The organism is Streptomyces sp. BK340, assembly GCF_007827595.1.
GTDB lineage: Bacteria > Actinomycetota > Actinomycetes > Streptomycetales > Streptomycetaceae > Streptomyces.
Map to the genome: position 1 here is coordinate 168,890 of NZ_VISR01000019.1, position 26,606 is coordinate 195,495.

The 26,606-nt window shown below is 68.5% G+C and carries 22 protein-coding genes, 1 tRNA gene and 2 pseudogenes; 5 read left to right on the forward strand and 20 right to left on the reverse strand.

The features are described from left to right. Position 1: 1 nt before the first annotated feature. The 11 genes and pseudogenes from prmC to FB157_RS29445 form a co-directional block, all read right to left on the reverse strand. The gene (gene prmC, locus FB157_RS29395; RefSeq protein ID WP_145883688.1) at positions 2–847 is read right to left on the reverse strand and encodes a peptide chain release factor N(5)-glutamine methyltransferase; all 846 of its coding nucleotides are present in this window, start codon (positions 845–847) and stop codon (positions 2–4) included. 28 nt (positions 848–875) lie between these two features. After that, the gene (gene prfA / locus FB157_RS29400; RefSeq protein ID WP_145883689.1) at positions 876–1,952 is read right to left on the reverse strand and encodes a peptide chain release factor 1; all 1,077 of its coding nucleotides are present in this window, start codon (positions 1,950–1,952) and stop codon (positions 876–878) included. A 106-nt stretch (positions 1,953–2,058) separates the two neighbouring features. Then, complete coding sequence (gene rpmE / locus FB157_RS29405) at positions 2,059–2,283, reverse strand: 50S ribosomal protein L31 (protein WP_145883690.1); 225 nt, start codon at positions 2,281–2,283, stop codon at positions 2,059–2,061. A gap of 146 nt (positions 2,284–2,429) precedes the next feature. Further along, positions 2,430–3,557 carry an LCP family protein gene (locus tag FB157_RS29410; protein WP_145883691.1) on the reverse strand — a complete coding sequence of 376 codons (1,128 nt, stop codon included), beginning with the start codon at positions 3,555–3,557 and terminating at the stop codon, positions 2,430–2,432. A gap of 403 nt (positions 3,558–3,960) precedes the next feature. Next, the gene (gene rho / locus FB157_RS29415; protein WP_145883692.1) at positions 3,961–6,000 is read right to left on the reverse strand and encodes a transcription termination factor Rho; all 2,040 of its coding nucleotides are present in this window, start codon (positions 5,998–6,000) and stop codon (positions 3,961–3,963) included. A gap of 404 nt (positions 6,001–6,404) precedes the next feature. Then, complete coding sequence (thrB, locus tag FB157_RS29420; protein WP_145883694.1) at positions 6,405–7,322, reverse strand: homoserine kinase; 918 nt, start codon at positions 7,320–7,322, stop codon at positions 6,405–6,407. Positions 7,323–7,604: 282 nt separating this feature from the next. Further along, a complete protein-coding gene (gene thrC / locus FB157_RS29425; RefSeq protein WP_145883695.1) occupies positions 7,605–8,663 on the reverse strand; it encodes a threonine synthase in 1,059 nt (352 codons plus the stop codon). A 6-nt stretch (positions 8,664–8,669) separates the two neighbouring features. Then, positions 8,670–9,962, reverse strand: coding sequence for a homoserine dehydrogenase (locus FB157_RS29430; protein WP_186581735.1), 1,293 nt, complete (start codon positions 9,960–9,962; stop codon positions 8,670–8,672). A gap of 157 nt (positions 9,963–10,119) precedes the next feature. Further along, positions 10,120–11,511 (reverse strand): diaminopimelate decarboxylase, encoded by a 1,392-nt coding sequence (gene lysA / locus FB157_RS29435; RefSeq protein WP_145883696.1) that lies wholly within the window; start codon positions 11,509–11,511, stop codon positions 10,120–10,122. A gap of 60 nt (positions 11,512–11,571) precedes the next feature. Then, positions 11,572–12,543, reverse strand: coding sequence for an ArgS-related anticodon-binding protein NrtL (gene nrtL / locus FB157_RS29440; protein ID WP_145883697.1), 972 nt, complete (start codon positions 12,541–12,543; stop codon positions 11,572–11,574). A 525-nt stretch (positions 12,544–13,068) separates the two neighbouring features. Further along, positions 13,069–13,584, reverse strand: a pseudogene (locus FB157_RS29445) (response regulator); the annotation flags it as partial. 153 nt (positions 13,585–13,737) lie between these two features. Here FB157_RS29445 and FB157_RS29450 point away from each other — a divergent pair. Continuing rightward, positions 13,738–13,809: transfer RNA gene (locus FB157_RS29450), tRNA-Arg, on the forward strand. Between the two features lie 257 nt (positions 13,810–14,066). Here the strand turns inward: FB157_RS29450 and FB157_RS29455 are convergent. From FB157_RS29455 to FB157_RS29485, 7 genes are all read right to left on the reverse strand, one after another. Further along, positions 14,067–15,449: a tyrosine-type recombinase/integrase gene (locus FB157_RS29455; protein WP_145883699.1), complete on the reverse strand. Its 1,383-nt coding sequence runs from the start codon at positions 15,447–15,449 to the stop codon at positions 14,067–14,069. Then, on the reverse strand, positions 15,446–15,661 hold the full coding sequence (locus tag FB157_RS29460) for an AlpA family transcriptional regulator (protein ID WP_145883700.1): 216 nt from the start codon (positions 15,659–15,661) through the stop codon (positions 15,446–15,448). Before FB157_RS29460 ends, FB157_RS29455 begins: the two co-directional genes overlap by 4 nt. After that, positions 15,651–17,018: a replication initiator gene (locus tag FB157_RS29465; RefSeq protein WP_145883701.1), complete on the reverse strand. Its 1,368-nt coding sequence runs from the start codon at positions 17,016–17,018 to the stop codon at positions 15,651–15,653. Before FB157_RS29465 ends, FB157_RS29460 begins: the two co-directional genes overlap by 11 nt. Beyond that, positions 17,015–17,278 (reverse strand): hypothetical protein, encoded by a 264-nt coding sequence (locus FB157_RS29470; RefSeq protein WP_145883703.1) that lies wholly within the window; start codon positions 17,276–17,278, stop codon positions 17,015–17,017. Before FB157_RS29470 ends, FB157_RS29465 begins: the two co-directional genes overlap by 4 nt. Positions 17,279–17,499: 221 nt before the next feature. Continuing rightward, on the reverse strand, positions 17,500–17,694 hold the full coding sequence (locus FB157_RS29475) for a hypothetical protein (protein ID WP_145883704.1): 195 nt from the start codon (positions 17,692–17,694) through the stop codon (positions 17,500–17,502). A gap of 14 nt (positions 17,695–17,708) precedes the next feature. Next, the gene (locus tag FB157_RS29480) at positions 17,709–18,974 is read right to left on the reverse strand and encodes an FtsK/SpoIIIE domain-containing protein (RefSeq protein ID WP_398947449.1); all 1,266 of its coding nucleotides are present in this window, start codon (positions 18,972–18,974) and stop codon (positions 17,709–17,711) included. A gap of 53 nt (positions 18,975–19,027) precedes the next feature. After that, positions 19,028–19,372, reverse strand: coding sequence for a hypothetical protein (locus FB157_RS29485; RefSeq protein ID WP_145883706.1), 345 nt, complete (start codon positions 19,370–19,372; stop codon positions 19,028–19,030). Between the two features lie 204 nt (positions 19,373–19,576). On the opposite strand from FB157_RS29485, the gene FB157_RS29490 reads away from it, so the two are divergent. Together FB157_RS29490 and FB157_RS29495 are read left to right on the forward strand one after the other, a co-directional pair. Next, positions 19,577–20,317 (forward strand): GntR family transcriptional regulator, encoded by a 741-nt coding sequence (locus tag FB157_RS29490; protein ID WP_145883707.1) that lies wholly within the window; start codon positions 19,577–19,579, stop codon positions 20,315–20,317. Between the two features lie 580 nt (positions 20,318–20,897). Next, the gene (locus FB157_RS29495) at positions 20,898–21,788 is read left to right on the forward strand and encodes a hypothetical protein (protein ID WP_145883708.1); all 891 of its coding nucleotides are present in this window, start codon (positions 20,898–20,900) and stop codon (positions 21,786–21,788) included. Positions 21,789–21,917: 129 nt separating this feature from the next. On the opposite strand, the gene FB157_RS29500 is transcribed toward FB157_RS29495, so the two are convergent. Next, positions 21,918–22,487 carry a hypothetical protein gene (locus FB157_RS29500; RefSeq protein WP_145883709.1) on the reverse strand — a complete coding sequence of 190 codons (570 nt, stop codon included), beginning with the start codon at positions 22,485–22,487 and terminating at the stop codon, positions 21,918–21,920. A gap of 794 nt (positions 22,488–23,281) precedes the next feature. Here FB157_RS29500 and FB157_RS29505 point away from each other — a divergent pair. Together FB157_RS29505 and FB157_RS29510 are read left to right on the forward strand one after the other, a co-directional pair. Then, a complete protein-coding gene (locus tag FB157_RS29505) occupies positions 23,282–23,692 on the forward strand; it encodes a hypothetical protein (protein ID WP_261386594.1) in 411 nt (136 codons plus the stop codon). Beyond that, on the forward strand, positions 23,689–26,550 hold the full coding sequence (locus tag FB157_RS29510; RefSeq protein ID WP_145883711.1) for a tetratricopeptide repeat protein: 2,862 nt from the start codon (positions 23,689–23,691) through the stop codon (positions 26,548–26,550). The genes FB157_RS29505 and FB157_RS29510 overlap by 4 nt, the downstream gene beginning before the upstream one ends. Here FB157_RS29510 and FB157_RS29515 read toward each other — a convergent pair. Then, a pseudogene (locus FB157_RS29515) lies at positions 26,519–26,606 on the reverse strand (IS5/IS1182 family transposase); the annotation flags it as partial. The gene FB157_RS29510 and the pseudogene FB157_RS29515 overlap by 32 nt on opposite strands.

The window sequence follows — 26,606 nt, forward strand, 5'->3', positions numbered from 1 at the left end:
GTCACGGCAGCGCCCTGCGGGCGGTCGCGAACCGGGGGCGGTTGTTGAGGTCGGGGTGATCGGCCGCGTCGGCCCAGCCCCGCTCCTCGGTGAAGATCCACGGCACCTGGCCGCCCTGTGTGTCGGCGTGCTCGATGACGACGACGCCACCGGGGCGCAGCAGCCGGTGCGCGGTGCGTTCCAGGCCCCGGATGAGGTCGAGGCCGTCCTCGCCGGAGAACAGCGCCAGCTCCGGGTCGTAGTCGCGGGCCTCCGGGGCGACGTACTCCCACTCGGTGAGCGGGATGTACGGCGGGTTGGAGATGACCAGGTCGACCTGTCCGTCGAGGTCGCGGAAGGCGTCCAGGGCGTCGCCCTGGCGCAGGTCGACCCTGGAGCCGGCCACGTTCTTGCGCGTCCACACCAGGGCGTCGTCGGACAGCTCCACGGCGTGCACGCGCGAGCGCGGCACCTCCTGGGCGAGGGCGAGCGCGATGGCGCCCGAGCCGGTGCACAGGTCGACGATGCAGGGCTCGACGACGTCCATGGCCCGCACGGCGTCTATGGCCCAGCCGACCACGGACTCGGTCTCCGGCCGGGGCACGAAGACACCCGGGCCGACCTGGAGCTCCAGGTACCGGAAGTAGGCCCGCCCGGTGATGTGCTGCAGCGGCTCGCGCTGCTCACGCCGGGCGATGACCTCCCAGTAGCGGGCGTCGAAGTCGGAGTCCTTCACGGAGTGCAACGCGCCCCGCTTCACGCCGTGCACGAACGCGGCGAGCTCCTCCGCGTCGTTGCGCGGCGAGGGCACGCCGGCGTCGGCCAGCCGCTGGGCGGCCTGGGCCACCTCCGCGAGCAGCAGGTTCACGCAAGTCCTCCGGTAACTCGTACGTGCCTTATGCGGCTGCCAGCTTCGCCGCCGAGTCGGCGTCGACGCAGGCCTGGATCATCGCGTCGAGGTCGCCGTCCAGGACCTGGTCCAGGTTGTACGCCTTGAATCCGACGCGGTGGTCGGAGATGCGGTTCTCCGGGAAGTTGTAGGTGCGGATCTTCTCGGAGCGGTCGACGGTGCGTACCTGGCTGCGGCGGGCGTCGGCGGCCTCCCGCTCGGCCTCCTCCTGCGCCGCGGCGAGCAGCCTGGAGCGCAGGATACGCAGAGCCTGCTCCTTGTTCTGCAGCTGGCTCTTCTCGTTCTGGCAGGAGGCGACGACTCCGGTCGGGATGTGCGTGATGCGCACCGCGGAGTCGGTCGTGTTGACGGACTGGCCGCCGGGGCCGGAGGACCGGTACACGTCGATCCGGAGGTCGTTCGGGTTGATCTCGACGTCGACCTCCTCGGCCTCGGGCGTGACGAGCACACCGGCGGCGGAGGTGTGGATACGGCCCTGGGACTCGGTGGCCGGCACCCGCTGCACGCGGTGCACACCGCCCTCGTACTTCAGCCGGGCCCACACGCCCTGGCCGGGCTCGGTGGCACCCTGGCCGCCCTTGGTCTTCACGGCGACCTGGACGTCCTTGTAGCCGCCCAGCTCGGACTCGGTGGCGTCGATGACCTCGGTCTTCCAGCCGACGCGCTCGGCGTAGCGCAGGTACATGCGCAGCAGGTCCCCGGCGAACAGCGCGGACTCGTCGCCGCCGGCGCCGGCCTTGATCTCCAGAATGACGTCCTTGTCGTCACTCGGATCGCGCGGGATGAGCAGGAAGCGCAGCTTCTCGGTCAGCTCGTCGCGCTGCTTGTCCAGCTCCTTGACCTCTGCGGCGAAGTCAGGATCGTCGGCGGCAAGCTCGCGCGCGGTCTCCATGTCGTCGCCGGTCTGCTTCCAGGAGCGGTACGTGGCGACGATCGGGGTCAGCTCGGCGTAGCGCTTGTTCAGCTTGCGCGCGTTCGCCTGGTCGGAGTGGACCGACGGATCGGCGAGCTTCTTCTCCAGATCGGCGTGCTCGGCGACGAGTTCCTCGACGGCCTCGAACATCTTTCGGCTCCTGTACTGCGGGGGGAGGGGTGGCGGGCGACCAAAAACGCCGGTCCCGGGCACACCCCGGCTGGGGCGCGACCGTGGACCGGCGAATGGGGGCTCGCTACTTCTTGGAGCCGGCGGCAGCCTTGCCGAAGCGGGCCTCGAAGCGGGCCACACGGCCACCGGTGTCGAGGATCTTCTGCTTGCCCGTGTAGAACGGGTGGCACTCGGAGCAGACCTCAGCACGGATGGTGCCGGACTGGATCGTGCTACGGGTGGTGAACGACGCGCCACAGGTGCAGCTGACCTGCGTCTCGACGTAGTCGGGGTGGATGTCGCGCTTCAAGGTGTCTCCTAGATTTCGGGAGGGCGCCGGGTCGCTGCCGCGGGCTGCGAAAGCGTGAACCGGAGCCGACGTACCAGTCTGCCAGGACTGGCGCCATCCCCCAAAACCGGGGGCCGTCGTCTTCTATTCCCCGGGGGTGTGCGGGCTCAGGGAGTCACCACGCCCCTGGCTTCGCCCGTGGCCGTTCCCCTGGTCGCCGACGCCGGGACGGGCCGGTCGTTGCGCAGGGCGTCCCAGACCAGCTGGGCCTTCGACTTCGCCACCAGGACCCGGTTGAGGTTGGCCGGGTCGTACTGGACAGGCATCGTGACCATCTTCGTGTGGGACGAGCTGATGCCCTTCAGGCCGTTCGCGAAGTCCGCGAGGGCGTTGACCGAGCCGAGGTCGGAGTCGGTGGTGACGGCCCTGGTGGCGGTGTCGGCGAGGTCGTACAGCTTCTTCGGGCTGCTGAACACGCCGACGTGCTTGACCTGGTCCATCAGCGCCTTGACGAACGCCTGCTGGAGCTGGATGCGGCCCAGGTCGGAGCCGTCGCCGACGCCGTGCCGGGTGCGGACCAGGCCGAGCGCCTGCTCCCCGTCGAGGGTGTGGGTGCCGGCCTTGAGCTTCAGGTGGCTCTGCCGGTCGTCGATGTTCGCGGTCGTGGTGACCGGGACCCCGCCGAGGTCGTCGATGAGCTTCTGGAAGCCGGCGAAGTCGACCTCCAGATAGTGGTCCATGCGGATGCCGGTGAGCGACTCGACGGTCTTGACGGTGCAGGCCGCGCCGCCGGTGGAGTACGCCTCGTTGAACATCACGCCGGACGCGGCCGGATGCGTGGTGCCGTTGGTGTCGGTGCACTCGGGGCGGTCGATGAGGGTGTCACGCGGGACGGAGACCACACTGGCCTTCTTGTGGCCCTTGTAGACGTGGACGATCATCGCCGTGTCGGAGCGGGCGCTGCCGTCGTCGGTGCCGCCGCCGAGCTTCTTGTTGGAGCCGGAGCGGGAGTCCGAGCCGAGGACCAGGATGTTCTCGGAACCGTTGTCGATCTTCATGGGCCGGTCGGCGCCGAGGGCCTGGTCGATGTCGACGCTCTTGATGTTGCCGTTGAGCTTGAAGTAGACGTACCCGGCTCCGGTGCCGCCCAGCACGACCACACCTGCGGCCGTCCAGGCCGTGATGAGCAGGGCCTTGCGGCGGGTGCTGCGGGGCTTGCGGCGGCTGCCGTTGCCACGGCCTCCGGTCTCGTCCAGCCCCGGTATGCCGGGCTCCGGTGTGCTCTCGGCGGACACGTCACTCCTAGGTCTCGTCCGGTCGGTTACCCCCTGCTTTCAGGGTCGGGTGCGGTCGTCACCGCACCATCGTCACCCCGTCAGGTCAGACGGAGAAACTCGGGAAAGGGTTGCACGACGCAAAAGTGCCCATCGCGTACGGCGACGGGCACTCGGTGTAGCCGATCGAACGGGACGAACCCCGCTCACCAGCGTTTTCAGCCGAAAAGGCGGCAAGCCCGGAATCCGCTGCCGACCGAGGCTCTTGTGGCAGAGATCTCGGCCGACGGACGCCGAGACCGTGCTGAAGACGCGGTACGAACCCTTCACCACACGGTCCGGCCCGCGTGTCGCCGACGGCAGAAGGCCGCCCCCCGTCACTTCTGGACGGGGGGCGGCCCTGACTCCCTGAGGGGCGCGTCGACTAGTCGCCGTTACCGGGCGTCGGCGTCGTCTTCTGAATCTGCATCAGGAACTCGACGTTCGACTTGGTCTGCTTCATCTTGTCGAGGAGCAGCTCGATGGCCTGCTGCTGGTCCAGTGCGTGCAGCACGCGGCGCAGCTTCCAGACGACGGCCAGCTCCTCGTTGCCGAGCAGGATCTCTTCCTTACGGGTGCCGGACGCGTCCACGTCCACCGCCGGGAAGATGCGCTTGTCGGCGAGCTTCCGGTCGAGCTTGAGCTCCATGTTGCCGGTGCCCTTGAACTCCTCGAAGATCACCTCGTCCATGCGGGACCCGGTGTCCACCAGGGCGGTGGCGAGGATGGTCAGCGAGCCGCCGTCCTCGATGTTGCGGGCCGCGCCGAAGAAGCGCTTCGGCGGGTACAGGGCGGTCGAGTCGACACCACCGGACAGGATGCGGCCGGAGGCCGGGGCGGCGAGGTTGTACGCACGGCCCAGACGCGTGATCGAGTCGAGCAGCACGACGACGTCGTGACCCAGCTCCACCAGACGCTTGGCGCGCTCGATGGCGAGCTCGGCGACCGTGGTGTGGTCCTCGGCCGGGCGGTCGAAGGTCGAGGAGATGACCTCGCCCTTGACCGACCGCTGCATGTCGGTGACCTCTTCCGGACGCTCGTCGACGAGGACGACCATCAGGTGGCACTCGGGGTTGTTGTGCGTGATCGCGTTGGCGATCGCCTGCATGATCATGGTCTTGCCGGTCTTCGGCGGGGCCACGATCAGACCGCGCTGGCCCTTACCGATCGGCGACACGAGGTCGATGATGCGGGTGGTCAGCACGCCCGGGTCGGTCTCCAGGCGGAGCCGGTCCTGCGGGTAGAGCGGGGTCAGCTTGTTGAACTCCGGGCGGCCACGGCCGTGTTCGGGCGCCATGCCGTTGACGGAGTCGAGGCGGACCAGCGCGTTGAACTTCTCGCGGCGCTCGCCCTCCTTGGGCTGACGGACCGCGCCGGTGACGTGGTCACCCTTGCGCAGACCGTTCTTGCGGACCTGGGCGAGGGAGACGTACACGTCGTTCGGACCCGGCAGGTAGCCCGACGTACGGATGAAGGCGTAGTTGTCGAGGATGTCGAGGATGCCCGCGACGGGGATCAGGACGTCGTCCTCGGCGACCTGCGGCTCGTTCGTGAACTCGTCGCGGCCACGGCGGCCACGGCGGTCGCGGTAGCGGCCGCGACGGCCACGGCGGCCGCCCTCGAAGTCGTCCCCGTCCTCGTCGGGCCGCTGCTGGCCGCGCTCCGGGCGACCGCCGCCGCCCTGCTGCTGGCCGCGCTGGCCACCCTGACCCTGCTGGTCGTCGCCCTTGCCCCGGCGGTCCCGGTCCCGGCCGTCCCGGTCCCGGCCACGCTCACGGCGGTCGCGACGGCCACGGCCGTCGCCCTCACCGGCGTCACCCTTGGCCTCGCCCTGCTGCGCGGACGTCTCGGCCTTCGGCTCGCCCTTCGCCTCGGCGACGACGGTCTCGGCGCTGCTCGCGGCCGGGGCGCCCGCCTCGGCGGTGGCGCGACGGCGACGGCGCTCGGTCGGGGCCTCGTCTCCCCCACTCTCGGCTGCGCTCGCGCGGGAGGTACCCCCATCGCGGGAGGTGCCTCCGGCCGGCTGGCCGGGAATCTCGATCTGCTGCTGGGCCACGGCCTTGTCGGCGGGGGCCTCCGCGGCCTTCTCCGCCTTCTTCTCGGCGGCGTCCTCGCCCGTCCGGGTCTTCGAGGTGGCCCGGCGCTTCGGCTTGGTCTCGGCGGCGGCCTCGGCCTTGGGGGCGGCACCCCCACCGGCCTGCGCCTCCTTGATGACCTCGATCAGCTGGCTCTTGCGCATACGCGCGGTGCCCCTGATACCGAGGCCCGAGGCGACCTGCTGCAGCTCGGCCAGCACCATGCCCTCGAGGCCGGTACCACGGCGCCGCCGGGAGCCGGCACCGGTGGCAGGCGCGGAGGCGTCCGTGGCAGGCGCGGCAGCGGTCTCCTCGACACGTGCGCCCATCAGATCGGTGGTGTCGCTCACGAAGGGTCCTTCCCTGGAGCGGACGTCGGCCTGTCTGGCTCGGCGACCGGTTGTGCTGTCCGGCTACGGTCCTGACTCTGCGAACCGTGCCGGGGCGGTGGTCCGCCAACGCGGCGGAAAGAGATTTGCAGGTGATGGCGCTTCCGCGAACCGTGGCACCCAGTGTCACGTGGCGTGGTAGCACCGATTCCGAAGCGTGCCCGGCGGCCCGCTCAGTGCGCGCATACGACGTACTGCCCAGGTACGACGCATGGAACACGGAGTGGCTTGGGAGGCTCCCGGAAGAAGGTCTGTCCCGGACGGGGACACGAAGCACCTCGCCATGGTGGGGTCGGGTGCAGACTTGAGATTAACACTACCGGATCCAACAAACATTCCCCCTCTCCAAATCCGGCAACCGTGTGTCAGGTCGCAAGCGGCAGCACGCTCGCTCCCTGCACGTCCAGGCTCAGCCGGTTGGCGGCCCAGTCGGCGCCTGCCAGGGTTTCGACCTTGTCGGCGGTGCCGACGTCGGCCAGGGCCATGACGGTGGGTCCGGCGCCGGAGATGACGGCCGGGATCCCGTCGGCCCGCAGGCGCTCCACCAGCGCGGCGCTCTCCGGCATGGCCGGGGCGCGGTACTCCTGGTGGAGGCGGTCCTCGGTGGCGGGCAGCAGCAGCTCGGGGCGCCTGGTGAGGGCCTCGACGAGCAGGGCTGCACGGCCCGCGTTGGCGGCGGCGTCGACATGCGGCACGGTGCGCGGGAGCAGGCCGCGCGCGGTCTCGGTCAGAACCGGCTTTCCGGGCACGAAAACCACCGGAACGATGGAATCGTTCGGCTCCATCCTGATCGCCCGGGCGGCGCCGGCCTCCATCCAGGACAGGGTGAAACCGCCGAGCAGGCAGGCCGCCACGTTGTCCGGGTGGCCCTCGATCTCGGTGGCCAGCTCGAGGAGCGCGGCGTCGTCGAGCCGGGCCTCGCCGCCTATGGTCACCGCGCGGGCGGCGACGATGCCGGCACAGATGGCGGCGGACGAGGAGCCCAGGCCGCGGCCGTGCGGAATGCGGTTGGCACAGACGATTTCGAGGCCGCGGGGCTGTCCGCCCAGCAGGTCGAAGGCGGTGCGCAGGGAGCGGACGAGCAGATGACTCTCGTCCCGGGGCAGGGTCTCGCTGCCCTCACCCGCGATGTCGATGTGCAGCCCGGAGTCGGCCACCCGGACGACGACGTCGTCGTACAGCCCCAGCGCGAGGCCCAGGGCGTCGAAGCCCGGACCGAGATTGGCGCTGGTGGCGGGAACGCGCACCCGGACGGCGGCGGCGCGGAACGCTGGACCGGCCATCGCTCGAAGACTCTCCTTGAGCTGCGTGACTGTCGAAAGACATCCGATGGATTCGAATGTCACCCGATGGATTCGATGGACATTCGATGGCGTACGAAGACCCTTCGGGGCGCGGTGACGGCGCGACCCCGTGCCCACACGCAGGGGCATATGCGGTAGGCGGGTTCCCTACAGCCTATCGAAGGAAGGTTCTGCCGCGACATAGGGCGCACAGGAGGCGCACGATGCGTGTCGTAAGCCCCCTGTGCACCCTGACGCGGGTTACCCCTGCTCAGGCCGGTTTCAGACCAGGCCGAGGCGCTCGGCCGCCGTGGTCGCGTCGACCGGCACGGTGACCGGCTGCGGGGCGCCGGCGACAGCCCAGTCGGGGTCCTTCAGACCGTTGCCGGTGACGGTGCACACGATGCGCTGTCCCGGGTCGACCTTGCCCTGCTCGGCGGCCTTCAGCAGACCGGCCACCGAGGCGGCGGAGGCGGGCTCCACGAAGACGCCCTCCTGCGCGGCCAACAGCCGGTAGGCGCGCAGGATTTCACGGTCCGTCACCTCGTCGATGGCACCGCCGGACTCGTCCCGGGCGGCAAGGGCGTACTGCCAGGAGGCCGGGTTGCCGATGCGGATCGCGGTGGCGATGGTCGACGGGTCCTTGACGACCTCGCCGCGCACGATCGGGGCACTGCCGGAGGCCTGGAACCCCCACATGCGCGGGGTCCTGGAGGCGATGCCGTCGGCGGCGTACTCCCGGTAGCCCTTCCAGTAGGCGGTGATGTTGCCCGCGTTGCCGACCGGGAGGACGTGGATGTCGGGGGCGTCGCCCAGCATGTCCACGATCTCGAAGGCAGCCGTCTTCTGGCCCTCGATGCGCACCGGGTTGACCGAATTGACCAGCGCCACAGGGTAGTTCTCGCTCAGCTCGCGGGCGAGCGTGAGGCAGTCGTCGAAGTTTCCGTCGACCTGGAGGATCTTCGCGCCGTGCACGAGGGCCTGGCCCATCTTGCCGAGCGCGATCTTGCCCTGGGGCACGAGCACGGCGGAGACCATGCCCGCGCGGACGGCGTAGGCCGCCGCGGAGGCGGACGTGTTGCCGGTGGAGGCGCAGATGACCGCCTTCGCGCCCTCCTCCTTGGCCTTGGAGATGGCCATGGTCATGCCGCGGTCCTTGAAGGACCCGGTGGGGTTGGCCCCCTCCACCTTGAGGTGGACCTCACAGCCCGTGCGCTCGGAGAGCACCTGAGCGGGCACGAGGGGCGTGCCGCCCTCGCGGAGCGTCACGACCGGCGTGGTGTCGGAGACCGGCAGCCTGTCCCGGTACTCCTCGATGATGCCGCGCCACTGGTGAGTCATTGCTGGTTACTCTCCTTCAACCCGCATGATGCTGGCGACACCCCGCACGGTGTCGAGCTTGCGCAGCGCCTCGACGGTCCCGGTGAGGGAGGCGTCGGACGCGCGGTGGGTGACGACGACGAGGGATGCCTCGCCGTCCTTGCCCTGCTGCCGAACCGTATCGATCGACACCCCGTGCTCGGCGAAGACGGTCGCGACCTGGGCGAGAACACCCGGTTTGTCCGCGACGTCGAGGCTGATGTGGTACCGGGTGACGACCTCGCCCATGGGCGAGACAGGCAGGGCCGCGTACGCCGACTCACCGGGCCCCGTTGCGCCGTTGAGCCGGTTGCGGCACACGGCGACCAGGTCGCCGAGCACGGCGGAGGCGGTCGGGGAACCGCCGGCGCCGGGGCCGTAGAACATGAGCTGGCCGGCCGCGTCGGACTCCACGAAGACGGCGTTGTACGCGCCGCGCACGGAGGCGAGCGGGTGGCTCAGCGGAATCATGGCGGGGTGCACGCGCGCGGTGACGGACGCCCCGTCCTTGGACCGCTCGCAGATGGCGAGCAGCTTGATGGTGCAGCCCATCTCCTTGGCGGAGCGGAAGTCGGCCGCGGTGACCTCGGTCATGCCCTCGCGGTACACGTCGTCCAGGCGCACTCGGGTGTGGAAGGCGATGCCGGCGAGGATGGCGGCCTTCGCAGCGGCGTCGAACGCCTCGACGTCGGCGGTCGGGTCGGCCTCCGCGTACCCCAGGGCGGTGGCCTCGTCGAGGGCCTCCTGGTAACCCGCCCCCGTGGTGTCCATCTTGTCGAGGATGAAGTTGGTCGTCCCGTTGACGATGCCCATCACCCGGTTGATCTTGTCGCCGGCGAGGGACTCGCGCAGCGGCCGGATCAGCGGGATCGCGCCGGCGACGGCGGCCTCGTAGTAGAGGTCCTTGCCGTGCGCCTCGGCGGCGGCGTGCAGGGCTGCGCCGTCCTGGGCGAGCAGGGCCTTGTTCGCGGAGACGACGGACGCCCCGTGCTCGAAGGCGGTGGTGATGAGGCCCCGGGCGGGCTCGATCCCGCCGATGACCTCCACCACGACGTCGATGTCGCCGCGTTTGACGAGGGCGGTGGCGTCGGTGGTGACGAGCTCCTGCGGAATGCCCGCACGGACCTTGGAGGGCCGCCGTACCGCCACTCCCGCCAGCTCCACGGGGGCACCGATACGGGCGGCGAGGTCGTCGGCGTGCGTCGTCATGATGCGCGCCACCTCTGAGCCGACCACTCCACAGCCCAGCAGCGCCACCTTCAGCGGACGCGTACGCATCATCCGACCTCGTTTCCTCTTACCGTCTACGGTTGGACCAGTCTCACTCACCGGACGGCGGTTTCTACCCTTCGTCCGGATCGTGAGACATCTATTTCATGTTGCCGGGACGAACAGACCGAAGAATCTCCGGCCCGTCATCCCTGACTCTGTTCTTTTGTCACCCGACATCGAGACGCAGGAGGTCGTCCTCCGTCTCGCGCCGGACGATGACCCGGGCCTTGCCGTCCTTCACGGCGATGACGGGCGGCCGGACCACGTGGTTGTAGTTGCTGGCCATGGACCGGCAGTAGGCGCCGGTGGCGGGTACGGCGATGAGGTCGCCCGGCGCCAGGTCGGCGGGCAGGAACGCGTCCTTGACCACGATGTCCCCGCTCTCGCAGTGCTTGCCGACGACGCGGGCGAGCATGGGCTCGGCGTCGCTGGTACGCGAGACGAGGGCGACGCTGTACTCGGCGTCGTACAGCGCGGTGCGGATGTTGTCGGACATGCCGCCGTCGACGGAGACGTACGTCCGCAGCCCGTCGAGCGGCTTGACCGTGCCGACCTCGTACAGCGTGAACGCGGTCGGTCCGACGATGGCGCGCCCCGGCTCGACCGAGATCCGCGGGGTCCGCAGCCTGGCCGCCTCGCACTCCCGCGTGACGATCTCGGTGAGCGCCTTGGCGATCTCGTGCGGCTCACGCGGATCGTCGTCACTGGTGTAGGCGATGCCGAGCCCACCACCGAGGTCGATCTCGGGCAGCTCGACCCCGTGCTCGTCCCGGATGTCCCGCAGCAGCCCGACGACACGGTGGGCGGCGACCTCGAACCCGGACATGTCGAAGATCTGCGACCCGATGTGGCTGTGAATGCCGATCAGTTCGAGCCCGTCCAGCTGCAGGGCCCGCCGCACGGCCTCGGCGGCCTGCCCGCCCGCGAGCGGGATGCCGAACTTCTGGTCCTCGTGAGCGGTGGCGATGAACTCGTGGGTGTGCGCCTCCACGCCCACGGTGATCCGGATCTGCACCTTCTGCCGCTTGCCGAGCGACTGCGCGATGTGCGCGACCCGCACGATCTCCTGGAACGAATCGAGCACGATCCGCCCGACACCGGCCTCTATGGCCCGCTCGATCTCCTGGACGGACTTGTTGTTGCCGTGGAAGGCGATGCGCTCGGCAGGCATGCCGCCGGAGAGCGCGGTGGCCAGCTCCCCGCCCGAACAGACATCCAGGTTGAGCCCCTCCTCGTGCAGCCACCGCACGACGGCACGCGAGAGGAACGCCTTCCCGGCGTAGAACACGTCGGCGTCGGCGCCGAAGGCCGTGCGCCAGGCGCGCGCCCGGCTGCGGAAGTCGGCCTCGTCGAGGATGTAGGCGGGGGTGCCGAACTCCTCGGCGAGCCGGGTGGCGGGAATCCCGGCGACGTTGAGGACACCCTCCTCGTCGCGGCCGACGGTCTGGGCCCACACCTTGGGGTCGAGGGCGTTGAGGTCGGCGGGCGGGGCGGAGTAGTGCCCGTCGGACAGGACGTCGGCGTGGCGGGGCCCGGCGGGGTGGGCGGAACGACTCATGACGTTGGCTCTCAGACTCTCTGTCTCGCTCCGGGGCTCATGCGTGTCGCTCTGAGTCCCTCAGAGGTGTTCGGGTGCGTCGATGCCGAGCAGGGACAGGCCACCGGCCAGCACCGTCCCGGCGGCTTCGGCGAGGGCGAGCCGGGCACGGTGGGCGGCCGAGGGTTTCTCCTCGCCGCGCGGAAGCACGGTGGGCAGAAAGGGCAGGACGGCATCGGCGACGGTGACGAGATGCCGGGCAAGCCGGTCAGGGCCGCGATGGGTGGCGGCCGCGGTGAGAATACGCGGGTAGTCGCAGAGGGCCGCAAGGACCTCACGAGCCTCGACAGGACCGGGTTCGGCACCGAACCCGAGACGCCCGGCGTTACGGCTGACGGCCCGGACCCGGGCATGCGCGTACCGCACCCGGAACAGCGGATTGCCCTCCCGCTGCAGGAGATGGTCGGCGGTGATCCGGGGCCGGTCGTGCGGCGCGGGATGGAGCAGGGCCCACTGCGCGGCGTCGGCCCCGAGCGGAGCGGGATCCTCCGGCGCCGGAACCGGCCGCAGATTCACGGGCTCCCCGTGCTCGACCTCACACCGCCCGCCCTGTGTCCCGACGATCCGCACGACCGCATCCGCGACGACCTCGGCGCGCACGTCGTACGGAACCCGGAGCACGACGACCTGCCCCTTGAGGGTCTCGCTGTGCCCGTACCCGCCCCCGCACGCACGGATGTCCCGTACGACGCCGGCGACGAGGTCGGCCTCCTCACCGAGGCTGATGTTGAGAAACCCGGGACCGGTGACGACGACGTCCCTGATCCCCTCGGCCCCCACGAGATACGGCCGCAGAATCTCGGCGACCCGCAGCGGCGTCTCCTGTGCCGCCCGGGCGAGCTGGAGCGCGACGTTGGTGGCGTAGTCCCCACACCCCCCGGCCCCCGGCTCACTCACCACGACCCGCTCCGGCACGGACACATGCAGCTCCCCCTGCTCGACGGCACGACGCACTGCGTGCACCACGGTGCGGGAGAGCTCGACGGGGGTCACGGGACAAGCGTAGGGGAGGTGGGGGGTGGGTATGCGAGCTGGTTTATGGCGGGGGGGGTGCGCGGGGGGGCGGGCGGGGTATGAGCGGTGGAGGGTTCGGGGGGGCTGGGACTCGATGGGGGCTCGGTGGGACTCGGTGGAGCTCGGCGGGACATGGTAGGAGCTCGGCGGGACTCGGTTGGACTTGGAGGTCCTCTGCGGAGCGCGGTGGGCCGGGCTGGGGCTGCACGCCGGGACGGTGAGCCGGGCTGAGGCTGCACGCTGGGACGGTGAGCTCGGCTGGAGCTGCCCGCCGGGACGGTGAGCCCGGCTGAAGCTATCCGCCGGGACAGGGGGACCAGTATCCGCCGGGACAGGGGGACCAGGCTGAAGCTATCCGCCGAAGGGGACCCCATCGACCACGCCACCGGTCACTCCATCGACCGCACCACCGGTCAGGCCGCCGGCCACACCACTGGTGAGGCCGCTGATGGGGCCGCTGGCGAGACCGCCGACAACACCACCGGTGCCACCGTGGCGAACGCCGCCACCAATCCCCCCACCACCCTCACCATCCCCATCAATCTCCCCCTCGCTCTCGCCATCACCTTCGCCGCGCTCTCCACTCCTGCCACCGGGCCGCCGCTCGATGAGGTGCTTGACGAGGCGAACGAGTTCCGCGGGTTCGAAGGGCTTGGCGAGGAAGGCGTCGACGCCGACGTCGAGGCCGGTCTCGACCTCGTACTGGGTGCAGGCGCTGATGATGGCGAGGGGAAGATCACGCGTCCGTGGATCGGCCCGAAGCCGAGCGGCGGTCCGGAGCCCGTCCAACCGGGGCATGACGACATCGAGGGTGACGACATCGGGCCGCACCTGATGCACCACGTCCAGACACTCGGCACCATCGGCCGCGGTCACGACCTCAAGCCCCTCCAGCTCGAGGTTGACCCTGATCAGTTGCCGGATGACCTTGTTGTCGTCCACAACAAGCACCCGACCCGACGCGCCTGGCACAACTCGAGAGTAGGTCCGGACCGGCCACCGCGTCCGGGTTTTCCCCACTTCCAACCCCTGCGAGGGACCTGGGTCATCCCGCCCTTGAACCCACCCCACCCCGACCAGGACACCCACCCCGGGAAACCCGTTCCTGATCACCCCGAAAGACCTGCTAGGGTTCTACCCGTCGCCGCAAGCGAGAAGCCAAGCGCCCGACACGCCCCCGTAGCTCAGGGGATAGAGCAACGGCCTCCGGAGCCGTGTGCGCAGGTTCGAATCCTGCCGGGGGCACCCAGCATGAGGTGCCTGAAGACCCCGTCACCAGCGGAAACGCTGAGGCCGGGGTCTTCGCGTATGTGCAGGCAGATGCGGCCGGAAGCAGCCATTTGCCACCGCTCACGTAATGACGACGTAATGATCTTGATGCGCTTCGCAGCAGGTCAGAGCATGTTTCGCGAGGCTCCACGCGTGGCCGTGTGGACCACCTGTGGACAGACCGAAGCCCCGGACCGAAGTCCGGGGCTCCCGTGGTCGATCGGATCTTTGTGTCAGTCCGCCGGGTCCTCCCCCAGCCCCTGCATGATCCGGTCGTTCATCTCCTGCTCCTGGCCGTCGATGCACTTGGCGTAGATCTTCAGCAGCACGTCGACGGAGTGCCCCGCCCGAGCGGCCACCTCCGGCGCCGGCACACCGGAGTTGAGCCACTGGGACACCCCCGCGTGCCGAAGGTCGTACGGCCGCGCTGCCATCACCGAGTCGACCTGATGCGGCAGCAGCGCCAGGGCGCGCGCCTGCTTCCACACCCGGGAGTACGAGGACGCCGCGACGACGTTGCCCCGCTCGCTGGCGAACAGCCGGCCGTCCTCCGCCGTGCCGAACTCCTTGACGTGGTCCTGGAGCAGCCGCACGAGCGGCGGCGGAATGGGCACGGTGCGCACTTGCCCGGTCTCACGCTGCTTGAGCCCCCGGCGGTCGTGCGCCTCGCCGGAGTCCGTCCACGCCTTCCCTGCCGTGGGCCGGGTCTCGGCCAGCTCGATGCGGCCCCATCCCTTTTCCGGAAGCGTGCAGTCGGCCAGCCGCAGGCCCAGTGCCTCAGCGGGCCTCATCGCGGCGTAGTACAGGCAGCCGAAGAACGCCTGCAGCCGCCGCCCGCTCGCGCGGTCGTAGCCGCCCACGTATGTGAGCGCGGTCAGCAGCTCCCGAGCCTGCCGAGGGTTGACCACCACCCGCCGGTCGACCTCCTGCACCGCCCGCTTGCCCCGCTTGCGACGGACCCGGGACAGCGGGTTGGAAGTCAGCGCCTCCAGCTCGACGGCGTACTCCAGCACGTTGAAGACCACCGCCCGCCGACGCCGGTAGGTCTGAGTGGCGGCCGGCTTGCCATCGAGGCGCCGGGTCAGGGTATCGACTAACTCCTGTGCCCGGCTGCCTTCCGACAGTTCAGCCACGGGCAAGGAAGCCTTCGAAAGCCAAGCCAGCGCCGCGGCGATCTCCTCGGGCCGGTCCCTCTCCCGCCGAGGCGGGGGCAGCAGATAGGACCGCAGGGCCCGCCGGAGGACGTCCGGGGCAGGTCGGCCCCGCAGCGCCTTGACCGGAACCGGGAGGACGGTGGCCAGCGCGTCGGTCACGCTGTCGCGCTGCTTGGCCGACGCCTCCGGCCAACGGTCATCCAGGTACTTGAGGGCCAGCTCCACGAAGCTCAGAGCGACCTTGCCGCCGCGCAGGGAGTCGGGCAGCCCCGTGACCGTGTCGAAGGCCTCTCCCCTGTCGGCGGCCCGCAGCAGCTTCGCGCGGAAGCGATCTGCCAGGGCCTTCGTCTTGTGCGACTCGTGGAAGGGATCTCCGCCCACCGACCACCGCACGAGGTATGTCGGCTTCTTGGCGGAACGATTGATGCTCAGCTTCCAGATGACGACCTTGTACGACTTCACCGCGATCCCCCGTCCACTTCTTCCGCTCGCTCCTCCACCCAGGCGTCGAGCACGTCACGGCGGACCCGGAGTTCGCCGTTCGGTAGCCGGATGCAGGCTGGGGCGAGGTGGAGTTCACGCCAGCGGTAGAAGGTGCGGCGGGAGACTCCGCCCAGCTCCTCCAGGACCTGCCGCACGGTGAGGAGTTCGACGGCACTGCGGTCACGCACCATGCGGACCACCGCCCTCCCCCACCGAGGCCGCGAGCAGCGCCGCTTCCGGGGAGTAACCCCGCCCTGCGTAGCGCCACTGCCCGACCACGGCCACGGGGTGACCCGCCAGGCCGAGCGTGTCGCGCTGTTCCTCGGCGCGGTGGTCGGCACGGGCGCGGCGGAGTCCGCCCAGAGTGGTCGAGTATCGGCGGGACTTGGTCGAGAAGTGGCCGCCGTAGCCGAGCATGTGCGCCCAACGCCGCAGGCCGAGATCAGCAAATGCGGGCAGGCCGCCGAGCCACCAGCAGGTAGCAATCATGCGGAGAACGTGAGCCCGCACCGGCAGAAGGACCATCTCTCGCGCGGACCGGATGCGTCCGTCGACCGCGCCGGCCGACTCCGCACCCTTGGTCGCGTACTTGGCGATGTACCCGGCCACCGCCCCCGACGAGGGACGCTCCCCCATCTCGGAGGCGGCGACCGGACGCACGTCGACCTGAGTGCCGAAGCGCAGGTCGCGCGCTCCGACCACCGACGCCCCCGGAGCCCGAAGACGCACCCGTGCGACAGCGACCGGAACAGCGTCGGCGAGCAGATCGGTGGTTGCCCAGGAAGGCGGTAACGAGCCGGGCCCGTCCGGGCCGTCGAGCCGGACCACGGCATGGAAGTGCACCAGGCCGCGCCGCTGGTACTCGGCGACCTTTGCGTACGAGACCCTGACCACCTCGGCCAGCTCCTGACGGTGCAGTCCGGCCTGCCGAGCGATCTCCCGCCTGAGCTCAATCCCGAAACGGTGCCAGAGCAGCCCCGCGCACGACTGCCACAGCACGGCCCCGGCGTAGTCGTAGCAGTGCGGGCAGAGCGGTTCTCCAAGGCAGGCATCCTCGGAGGCATGCCGAGCGGTGCAGCCGAGTGGGGCCCCGTGCGGGCAGAGCTGCACGTCCCGCCGGGGGCGACACGGGCGCACGCGACCGGAGTGCTCCCGGCGAGTGTGGACCGGCCCGAAGCCGGGCGCGGTGAGAGTCGCGAACACCCGGGGGTGCCTGCTCACCGAGGGCGGCACCTCCTTGCCGCCGACCAGGCCGGCGCGTACGAGCTGATAGGTGTCCGCCTGATAGAGCCGGGAGCAAGCCGGGCACACCGAGGAACGGCGGTTGCCGCACGCTGTCAGCAGCCGCATCCCGGTCGGCTCGGAGCCGCCGAGGGCAGCCAGGGCCTCTCCCGTGCCGGTGTCGACCAGGGCGGCGGAGCCGACGAGGTGAATCGGATTGGTACAGCCGCCGAGGCGAATGACTGCGCGGCGCCAGGCGAAGAAGTCCGGCTGGGCGGCCCGCTCCAGGAGAGCGGCCACGTCCGGCGAGAGCTTGGGGCCGGTCATCGGCGGTCACCCCCTTGGGGACCGAAGGCGTGCCCCATGACGGAGGCGATGGCTTCCGTTCGGGTCTTGGCGCTGAACCGGTACGTGGGGTCGGTCAGCCAGACGGCCGCGGCATGTCCGGGGCAGAGCCAGCGTTCTGTGCCGTCGAGGGCGACCAGGACGATCTGTTCTCGGCCTGTGCAGGTCGTGGGATAGTCGGTGGAAGCCCGGAGGTCGCAGTCCGGCGCGTGGGATTTGCGCGGACGGTGGGCGGTGGACACAGTGTGTGTGCTCCTTTCACTGCTCATGTGGCGGATGGAGTGGGCTCCTGGCGGGGTCGGGTTTGGCGACTTCGCGCCCCGTCGGGAGCCCGTGAGACGTGCGTTCACTGCCGGTCCTCGGACGGGACGCCGACGGCCGGGTACAGGCGGTTGAAGTGATCTGACACGCACGAGCACCTTTCGTTCGGGCTGTTGCTGGATATCCGGGTCGGTGCGTGGGCTCAGAAGCGGATCTGGCCAAGCAGGCTGTTCACTCCGGAGAGCAGGAACGAGACCAGCGGCGCGGCGAGGGTGTGGGAGAGCAGGAAGCCGAAGGCGCCGCAGAGCAGGGCGTCCAGCCGGCGCAGGTAGCGGATGTGCAGCAGGAACCAGATCGCGAGGCCGAGCAACAGCACGGCCGAGGTGGTGACCAGCACTGTGACGCTCCTTGTCAGGCCGGGTCGGCGGACAGTTCAGGCAGTGCGGGAGTCAGGTGAGCGTGGGCGGCGGCGATGTCTTCGGCGTCCGCCTCGGTGATCAGATGCGACCGACCGCGTTCCCAGCCGTCGCCGGACGCCAGGACGGCAGTGCCGGCCTTTTCAGGTGCGATGGCCTGTGCGGCTTTCAGGGCGTCCGGGTTGAGGTCGCCGAGGGTCATTTCCGCCGTACCGGGGTCGGCAACTCGGTGACAGACCCGGCCGCCGAGCTGAGCACGCAGTGCGGTGACACCGGGCCCCAGGTCGGATCCGACGCGCTGTCCAGCGACGACGAGGAACACCCCGAGCGCGGCTCCGAGTTGGGCGAGTCGGATCAGCGCGGTGCCGGCTGCCTGTGCTTCGTCCTTCTCATGGCGTCCGGCGACGAGGAAGAGTTCCGCGATCTCGTCGACGATCACGACGACCGGTACCGGCCGTTCCTTCTCAGCGAGGCCCCAGATGTTGCGGACTCCGGCGGCGCGGCAGACCGTCATCCGATCGAGGGTGAGATCCACCAGCGCGGCCAGCAGCCGCACTGCCTGCGCCCGGTCTGTCGCCAGAGCTGACAGGCGGGGCCCGTAGAGCGACAGCTCCATACCGCCCTTGCAGTCGATACCGACGAGGGCGACCGACTGCGGAGCGAGACCCGCAACGAGAGCGTTGATCAGGGTCGACTTGCCGGAGCGCGTGGCCCCGACGATCAGCCAGTGCGGAACCCTGCGCAGGTCGATCACCCAGGACGCCCCGGTCTCCAGCGTGCCGACGACCACTCGCAGCAGCCGTCCCGGTTGTCGGATGTTCGGTGAGCGAGGTGCGGCCAGCGGATCGGCGTACATGGCGGCGATGCGTACGACGCCGGGCCGTCGAGGGGTGACCCGGACCGCGTGCACTTGCCAGCCCTCCGCCATGGCTGGGGCCGCCTTCACGAAGTCTGCCGGGAGTTGCCCGGGCAGCAGTCGGACCAGGAGGACGAAGCCAGCCTGCGTGGGCCGGATGAGCCCGTACCGAGGCACGCGCGGTTGAGGCGGCGGAGCGCCGTTGCCGACGAGCCCGGACACGACGGTCAGCGCGGGACGACGACTAACGGCGAGCCGGCACCCGGCCATCAGCGCCCGCCAGGTACGAACGACGCGGAAGGCAGTCGCCGGGTAGCCAAGTAACAGCCACCAGGCGGCCGGATACCTCCGGCGCAGAGCCGGGCTCGCGATCAGCAAGCCCGACACCACGACGGCGGTGGCCACGACAATCCGCCCCGGCCAGGTCGCCCCAGCGGACGGGTCGGAAGCCAGGACTATCACTGCCCGCCCCCCTTGGCGGCGGGCGCCGCGTGCAGGGGACGGATCTCCGCGGCGCGGTAGGCGATGCCGTGCCGCCCCTCGTTCTCCCAAGGAACGGCGACCAGGTCCCGCACGGCCACCGGAGTGCCGATCTGCAGTCCGGACGGCTCCCCGGGGACGCTCACGTTCACCACGTCCGCCGAAGTGCCGGCCATCAGACACAGGCCGACCTGGTACAGCGTCTTGCCGGTCTCACGGTCCACCCGGACCTGGCCGGTTTCACGGTTGGCGACCCGCGGGGCCGGGGGCACGGCGCAGATGATCCCGGTGAACTTCGCGGTGTCGATCGGAAGTGTTGCCACTGACGTTGTCTCCTCATCTCAGGCACCCGCAGGCCGATCCTGCGGGTTGCTAGACCACCCGTAGTACGGGTGACCGGAGACCAGATTGGCGACCCGTAGTACGGGTTGTCAACCGGGTTGGGATAGGAGAAGCTGTCCACGTTCGTGGGCAGGGCGTTCACGACGAAGCGCAAACCGCAGAGGCCACGGCCACGGAGGGTGGGCATGCCGCCGAAGAACACGCAGCCGAAGTACCGGCAGATCGCCGACTACCTGCGCGAAGGCATCCTTGACGGCACCTTCCCCGCCGGCCAGCCACTCCCCTCGGAAGAGGCACTGGCCAAGCAATTCGGCGTGACGCGCCCCACAGTCCGTCAGGGACTCACCGAGCTAAGGGCGTCCGGTCTCGTGGAGGCCATCATGGGCCGAGGCACCTTCGCCCGCTCCCCGCACAACCGCCCCAGCCTCACGCGCCCCCGAGGCGTCCGCCGCACGGCCGAGGGTAAGTACGCCGAGGCCGACGGCATCCGGTGGACCGACGCCGAAGAGCCCACGGCCACCCGCACAGACGCCCCCCTGGCTCTCGCCGACCTGCTCCGCATCCCGCCGGGCGAGCCCCTGTTTACCTACGACGCCTTGCAGACCGCCGACCAGGGCCGCCTCCGCCAACTCCACCGCACCTACGTGCCGTTCTCGGTACTCCTCGACACCAAGTACGAGGAGCAGCCCCCACCGCCGGCCCCCCAGCTCTACAACGCCCTCGCCGAGCTGGGCCACGAACTCCACTTCACGGAATACGTCCGCACCCGCATGCCCCTCCCCGACCAGGCCCAAGCGCTCCGCCTGGCCGAGGGCGTACCGCTGCTGCACGTCATCCGGATCACGCTGACGGCTGGTGGCAAGCCCCTGGCCCTGGAGGAGTTCCACCTTCCAGGTCACGACTTGGAGCTTGCGTTCCAGCTGTAGATCCACGATCGCGTGCGTCGACCGTGCGCGTCGACCGTGCGCCTGCACGGTTCAGACTTTCTCTACTTCATCAAGGCGCCGCGCAAGCGCGGCGTACGCGGCCCGGCCCCCGGCCGGGCCTGCGCTCCTGCCTCCGTCCCGCTCCAGCCCGGCCGGTGTCCGTGCCGCGCGCATAGCAGCAAGCCGAAGGCCACTGGCCGAGTGCCGTACGGGAGCGGTCACAGTCAGAACGATGCCTCCGGCGGGGGATCGGCCGGCACCGGGATGGAGGGGGCGCCGTTCCCGGCTGCGGGTCCGTAGTGGCGTGCGTGAGTGGCTCCCATCCCGTACGCCGTCGGCCCAGGCAGAGCCGAGCAGACGTGGCCCATGGCGTCCAGGTCGTTCGTACAGTCGCGCGCTCCACCTGGACGCCATGGACCACGCCCGCTCCACGGTGTGTGGGTCGACGGCGTACGGGATGGGAGCTGGGGAGGGTGGTGGGCTAAGGATGAGGGGTGCCCTCTCTAGCTTGTGCGCTATATCGGCTGCTTTAGGGATCTGTCCGGACTAAGCTCACCCGGAGCAACCGATCGGGGGTCTCATGCGAGCGACTGAAGAAGAGAAGCAGGACATCCGGCAGTACGTGGAGGATCAGGCACAAGAGACAGTTGTGCACCTGGAAAAGGTCGCCAGTGAGATGGTTGGCCCTGCCCGTCACGACATCTGGGACGTTCATTGCGAGGACAGCCGGTGGTGGGTTGTCACGAATGCAACCAAGCTGTACAGCCAGCGAGACTTCAAGAGTCGCGATGTGGTTCTTACGTTTCACGTTGGCCTGATGATTCGCATGACGTATCTCCAGGAACGTGATGTGCCCTTCACTCCTGAAGCGGCCGATCTCCTGCCCGGTTCTTGGCGTCGTTGGGAGCAGGCCTTCACCGCCTACGACGGTGGCGATGAGGCCGAGGACTTCCAGGCTGTCGGAGTCCGCCTCCGTGAGTGCCTTGTTTCGTTCGTGGGGGAGACCAGCTCAGACGATCTGGTGCCGGACGGGAAGGAGCGGCCTAAGAATGCCGACTTCCGATCTTGGTCCGACCTGCTGGCGAACCGCCTTGCCGAAGGGGCATCCGCAGCCAAACTCCGGTCCTACTTGAAGAAGACCGCAATTGAGACCTGGGAATACGTCAACTGGCTAACGCATGCCAAGAACGCTGTCCGAATCGATGCGGAGATCGGACTGAAGGCCGTAGAACACCTCCTCGTGATGTTCACGGAGGCGCGGCTCCGACTTGGCCAGGCGGCAACACGCTGTGATGAATGCGGCTCCTACATGGTTGTGGCAGGAATTTGTTCACACTGCGATTGGGAAGACCCGAACTATCAACCTCCTGAGCCTCGTCCAGTGTCCGAGGAGGAGATGGCGAGGCGTTTGGCAACTCCTTGCACCCCAAGCTCAGACATCTCAACATTCATGAGTCCGCACGATCTCTGACCTGGAGATGCCGGACGCGGGAGGACCGGACAGTTTAAGGCGCTGGCACATACATACGGCCCCAAGCCTGCTAAAGAGGTCTGGGGCCGCTCCTCTCCTTGAACGCGGAAGTGCTGGGGCGTACAAATTTTAACGCTGGTCATCCTTCATCGCTGAACGAATGCGCTGCTGCCCCGAGCTACGGATGCCGGCTTCAAACTGCGGGTAGTCGTTGCCGTCAATCGCGCACCTGGTAGAGCTTATTTTCCCATATAGGCGGTCGAACTCTCGCTGGAATGCGGGCTCAGAGACGATCAGAACATGGACTATCTCCGCCAAGTTGTCAATTATCTCCCCTCTGCGCGAGATGGCGAGATAATTCATTGGATCCGCAGCTCGCCCTTTAAATTGCGTCTCAGGGTTGTTGAGCTCCCAAACCCACTGGCCGTGCGCGGTCTTATTTCGACCTTCGATGATCGGCTTGAGATCGCCGTCCAGCATCTCGACGATAATCTCATGGCGTGAAATTACTGTCGAATCAATGCCTGAATCTCGAATTTCCAGATGCATTGGAACTGCATATTGTCGACGAAAAGCAAAATCTACAGCCGACTTCCATCGGTCGATTTGAGACTTCGAGCCCGCGATCAGGTTACGCTCGCGCTCATTAAAGCCTTGGGGGTCGTGGATAATCTTCCTAAGTCGAGCTTCGGCGATCATTCCGACCATTAGAGAATGCATTCGCCTAGAAAAGGCGACCCCAGGCGCATCTCCCTGCCTGATCATCTGTTTGTGCATGCGCTCGGCTTGCCGGAGGCCCGAGACTAGAACGCTGAGGTTCTGAGAGTGCTTACGAAATGGATGATCTGCCGGAAGTTTTGGATATCCAGCTTGACCGTTCTGCATGCGAAGCGTTCCCTGACCTCTCGACTCACGGACACCGAGAACAACAGAGCTAAGGCTGTTGATCTTGGTGCCCGGGAGTCGAACCCGGTGAACTCTGCACGAGGCAGAGCGCGCTCCGTGCGCCCACACCCGAACGGATTTTAGCAGCGCCATGCGGATCGGTCGGCCATATCGCAGATCTTGACCCTGGAAGGCGTTGCCACACACACAACGCCAGCACGAGAGCTGCCGGAGCAGGCACACTGGCGTTTCGGCATTGCCACCCAGCACTTTCCAGTCCGCCCTGCTGCATGCTCGCCGCTCCGGCCGTGATCGTGTTGTGCGCACCACAACCGCACCAGATCGAGCGGGGAACAGCGGGGAACCACGGTGAAAGCCGCCGAGGCTGACGGGCCAACGCCCAGACCGTTCGCCCAGGTCAGCACACGAACCGCCCCCAAATGCCCGCAGCTTCCCAAGCTGATGGTCTGGGTCAGGAGAAGCCAAGAACGCGGCGGGGAACCGGCGCGGGTGTCTCGTGCGTTTTGGTTCCAAGGCCGGGGCGGTGTTTCTACCCTGGTGTTCTTTCAGAGCCTCGTGGGTCGGGGGATCAAGTGAGTGCTGAGATCGTGCAGTTGGTCGAGCAGGCGGGCCCGGCGGTGACAGCCGCGGTGGGCGCTTATGGGGCAGCGGTGCTGACTAGGGCACAGGATGCTGCTGCCGAGGCGACCGTCGGTCTGGGGCAGCGGATCCTGCAACTGGTCTGGCGGCGCAGGGACAAGGCGGGCCGCACAGAGATGGAGCGGATCGTGGCCGAGGCCGCCAACGAGCAGGACGACACTTACTCTACGGCTGTGCTGGGCCGGCTCCTGAGGCGCGCGTTGCAGGACGATCCCGGACTGCGGGAGGAACTTTCGGCCATGTTGCCCACCCCGGCCGCCGGCACGGTCACCATCACGGCAGCGGGCGAGCGGTCGATCGCCGCGCAGCACATCGGCAACGCCATCACCGGTGACGGTCACACCTCGCCACGGTCGTGAGCGCCGATCAGGCCGCGTCCGGGCTGCGGATAGAGGCGACCGCAGAGCGGTCAATCGCAGCCCAGCACATCGGCAACGCTTATACGGGTGACGTCGTACTGCCTGCTGAGGCGTTGCAGGCGGCGGAGATAGTCACTGCAGCACCGGGCACCTCGAACCTGCCTCCGTCAACGATGTGCCTGGGGCGCCAGGAAGAACTTACCTGGCTCCGACGCACGCTAACCGACCGGCGCGAGGGCGCGATCACGCAAACCGGGGCCGTGCATGGGCTGGGCGGGATCGGCAAGAGCACACTCGCCCTGCACTACGCCCACCTTCACCGCAGTGACTACACCCTGATCTGGTGGATCAACGCCGCCTCCCCAGACGAGATCGAAACTTCCCTCACCAGCCTCACGCAGACGCTGGTTCCCGGCTGGGCCGCCACGGCCGGGCGCGGGGCGCAGGTGGCGTGGGCACGGCAGTGGTTGGCCTGGCATCCCGGCTGGCTGCTGATCTACGACAACGTCACCAACCCCGACGACCTTGCCCCCTATACCGGGGCCTTGCACCAGGGACACCACCTGGCCACCAGCCGTCGCACCACAGGCTGGCCCGACACCGCCCCCACCCTCAACTTGGGCAACCTCCACCCGGACGACGCAACGAACCTGTTGTGTCGTCTGGTTTTCAAGGACACCACTCCCACTGCTCGCCAGCAGGCCTATGCCCGTGCTCTTGCCGCTGACCTGGGGCACCTTCCTCTGGCGATCAAGCAGGCCGGCGCCTACCTCGCCCAGAACCGTGGCATCAACCTCGACGCCTACCGCCGGAGCCTGGGTACGAAACTCGCCAAGACCGCCCACGGCCTCGACGCCGAACGCACCATCGCCCGCATCTGGGACATCACTCTCCACGACCTGGAGCAAGTGGATCCGCTGGCCGTTCAGGTACTGCACACGGCCGCATGGCTCGCCCCGGACGACATCCCCCACACCTTGCTCACCCCACCCAGCACGGACCCGGACGACATCGCCGAAGCCATCGGCACCCTGGCCGCCTACAGCATGATCACCACCACTGAAGCCACCCTAAGCATCCACCGCCTGGTCCAAGCCGTCCTGCGGACCCCCCAGCCAGCCGACGGCACCCAACTACCCCGGCAATTGGAAGGACGGAACCGCGCCGAACAAGCAGTCCTCCAAAGTATGCCCCCACCTTTGGGCCAGGACACCACCGCCGACAGCCAGTGGGACACGCTTATCCCCCATCTGGTTACCCTTGCCGCTACCACACTGCCGGGACATCACAACGCTTCCCTCACCGAGGCGTACAGCACAGCTGCCAACCGTCTTCACCAGCAAGGCCACACTGCCCGCACCATTCCCCTGCTGGAGGCCACCCTCACTCAGCGCGCGCAGGCTCTCGGCGACACGCACCCCCATACCCTGACCAGCCGCAGCAACCTCGCCTACGCCTACCTAGAGGCGGGGAATCTGGCCCAAGCCATCCCCCTGTTCGAGGCCACCCTCAGCCAGTACGAGCAGGTCCTCGGCGACACGCACCCGGAGACCCTGACCATCCGCATCCACCTCGCGGGTGCCTACCAGGATGCGGGGGACCTTAAGCGAGCCATCCCTCTGTACGAAGCCACCGTCACCCAGTACGAGCAGATCCTCGGCGACACCCACCCCCACACTCTCGTCAGCCGCATTCATCTCGCCTACGCCTATCGGGGGGCGGGGGACCTGGCGCGGGCCATCCCTCTGTACGAGGCCGCCCTCACCCAATGCCAGCAGGTCCTCGGCGACACCCACCCACACACGCTGGCCAGCCGCAGCCACCTCGCAGGCGCCTACCAGGAGGCGGGGGACCTGGAGCGAGCCATCCCTCTGTACGAGGCCACCCTCACCCAACGCGAGCAAGTCCTTGGCAACACCCACCCCGACACCCTGAATGGCCGTCACAACCTCGCCTGCGCATACCAGGAGGCAGGGGACCTGACACGTGCTGTCAACCTGCTGGAGGCCACCCTCTACCAGTTCGAGCAGGTCCTCGGCGACACGCACCCTCAGACCCTCATCAGCCGCAATCACCTCGCAAGCGCGTACCAAAAGGCAGGGAACCTGACACGGGCCATCAATCTGTTTGAGGTCACCCTCACCCAGCGCGAGCAGATCTTCGGCGACGCCCACCCCCAGACCTTGGCCAGCCGCAACAACCTCGCAGGCGCCTACCAAGAAGCGGGAGACCTGCAGCAAGCCATCCCTCTGTACGAAGCCACCCTCTACCAGTTCGAGCGGATCCTCGGCGACACGCACCCCCAGACCTTGGCCAGCCGCAACCACCTCGCAGGCGCCTACCAAAAGGCAGGGGTCCTGGAGCGAGCCATCCCTCTGTACGAGGCCACCCTCGCCCAATGCCAGCAAGTCCTAGGGGACACCCACCCCCAGACCTTGGCCAGCCGCAACAACCTTGCCTATGGCTACCACCAGGCGGGGAACCTGACACGGGCCATCAATCTGTTTGAGGTCACCCTCACCCAATGCGAGCAGATCTTCGGCGACGCCCACCCCCAGACCTTGGCCAGCCGCAACAACCTCGCAGGCGCCTACCAAGAAGCGGGAGACCTGCAGCAAGCCATCCCTCTGTACGAAGCCACCCTCACTCAGAGCGAGCAAATCCTCGGCGACACTCACCCCCAGACCCTGGCCAGCCGCAACAACCTCGCAGGTGCCTATCAGGAAGCGGGAGACCTGGAGCGGGCCATCCCTCTGTTTGAGGCCACCGTCATCCAGCGCAAGCAGGTTCTCGGCGATACACACCCTGACACCCGACTAACAACGGCTAACACAATGAGCCCAGTTGTCGGTGGGTGATGAGGCAGCAGGCGAGTTTGAGGAAGGCTTCGTGGATGTCGGCTCGCCGTTCCCAT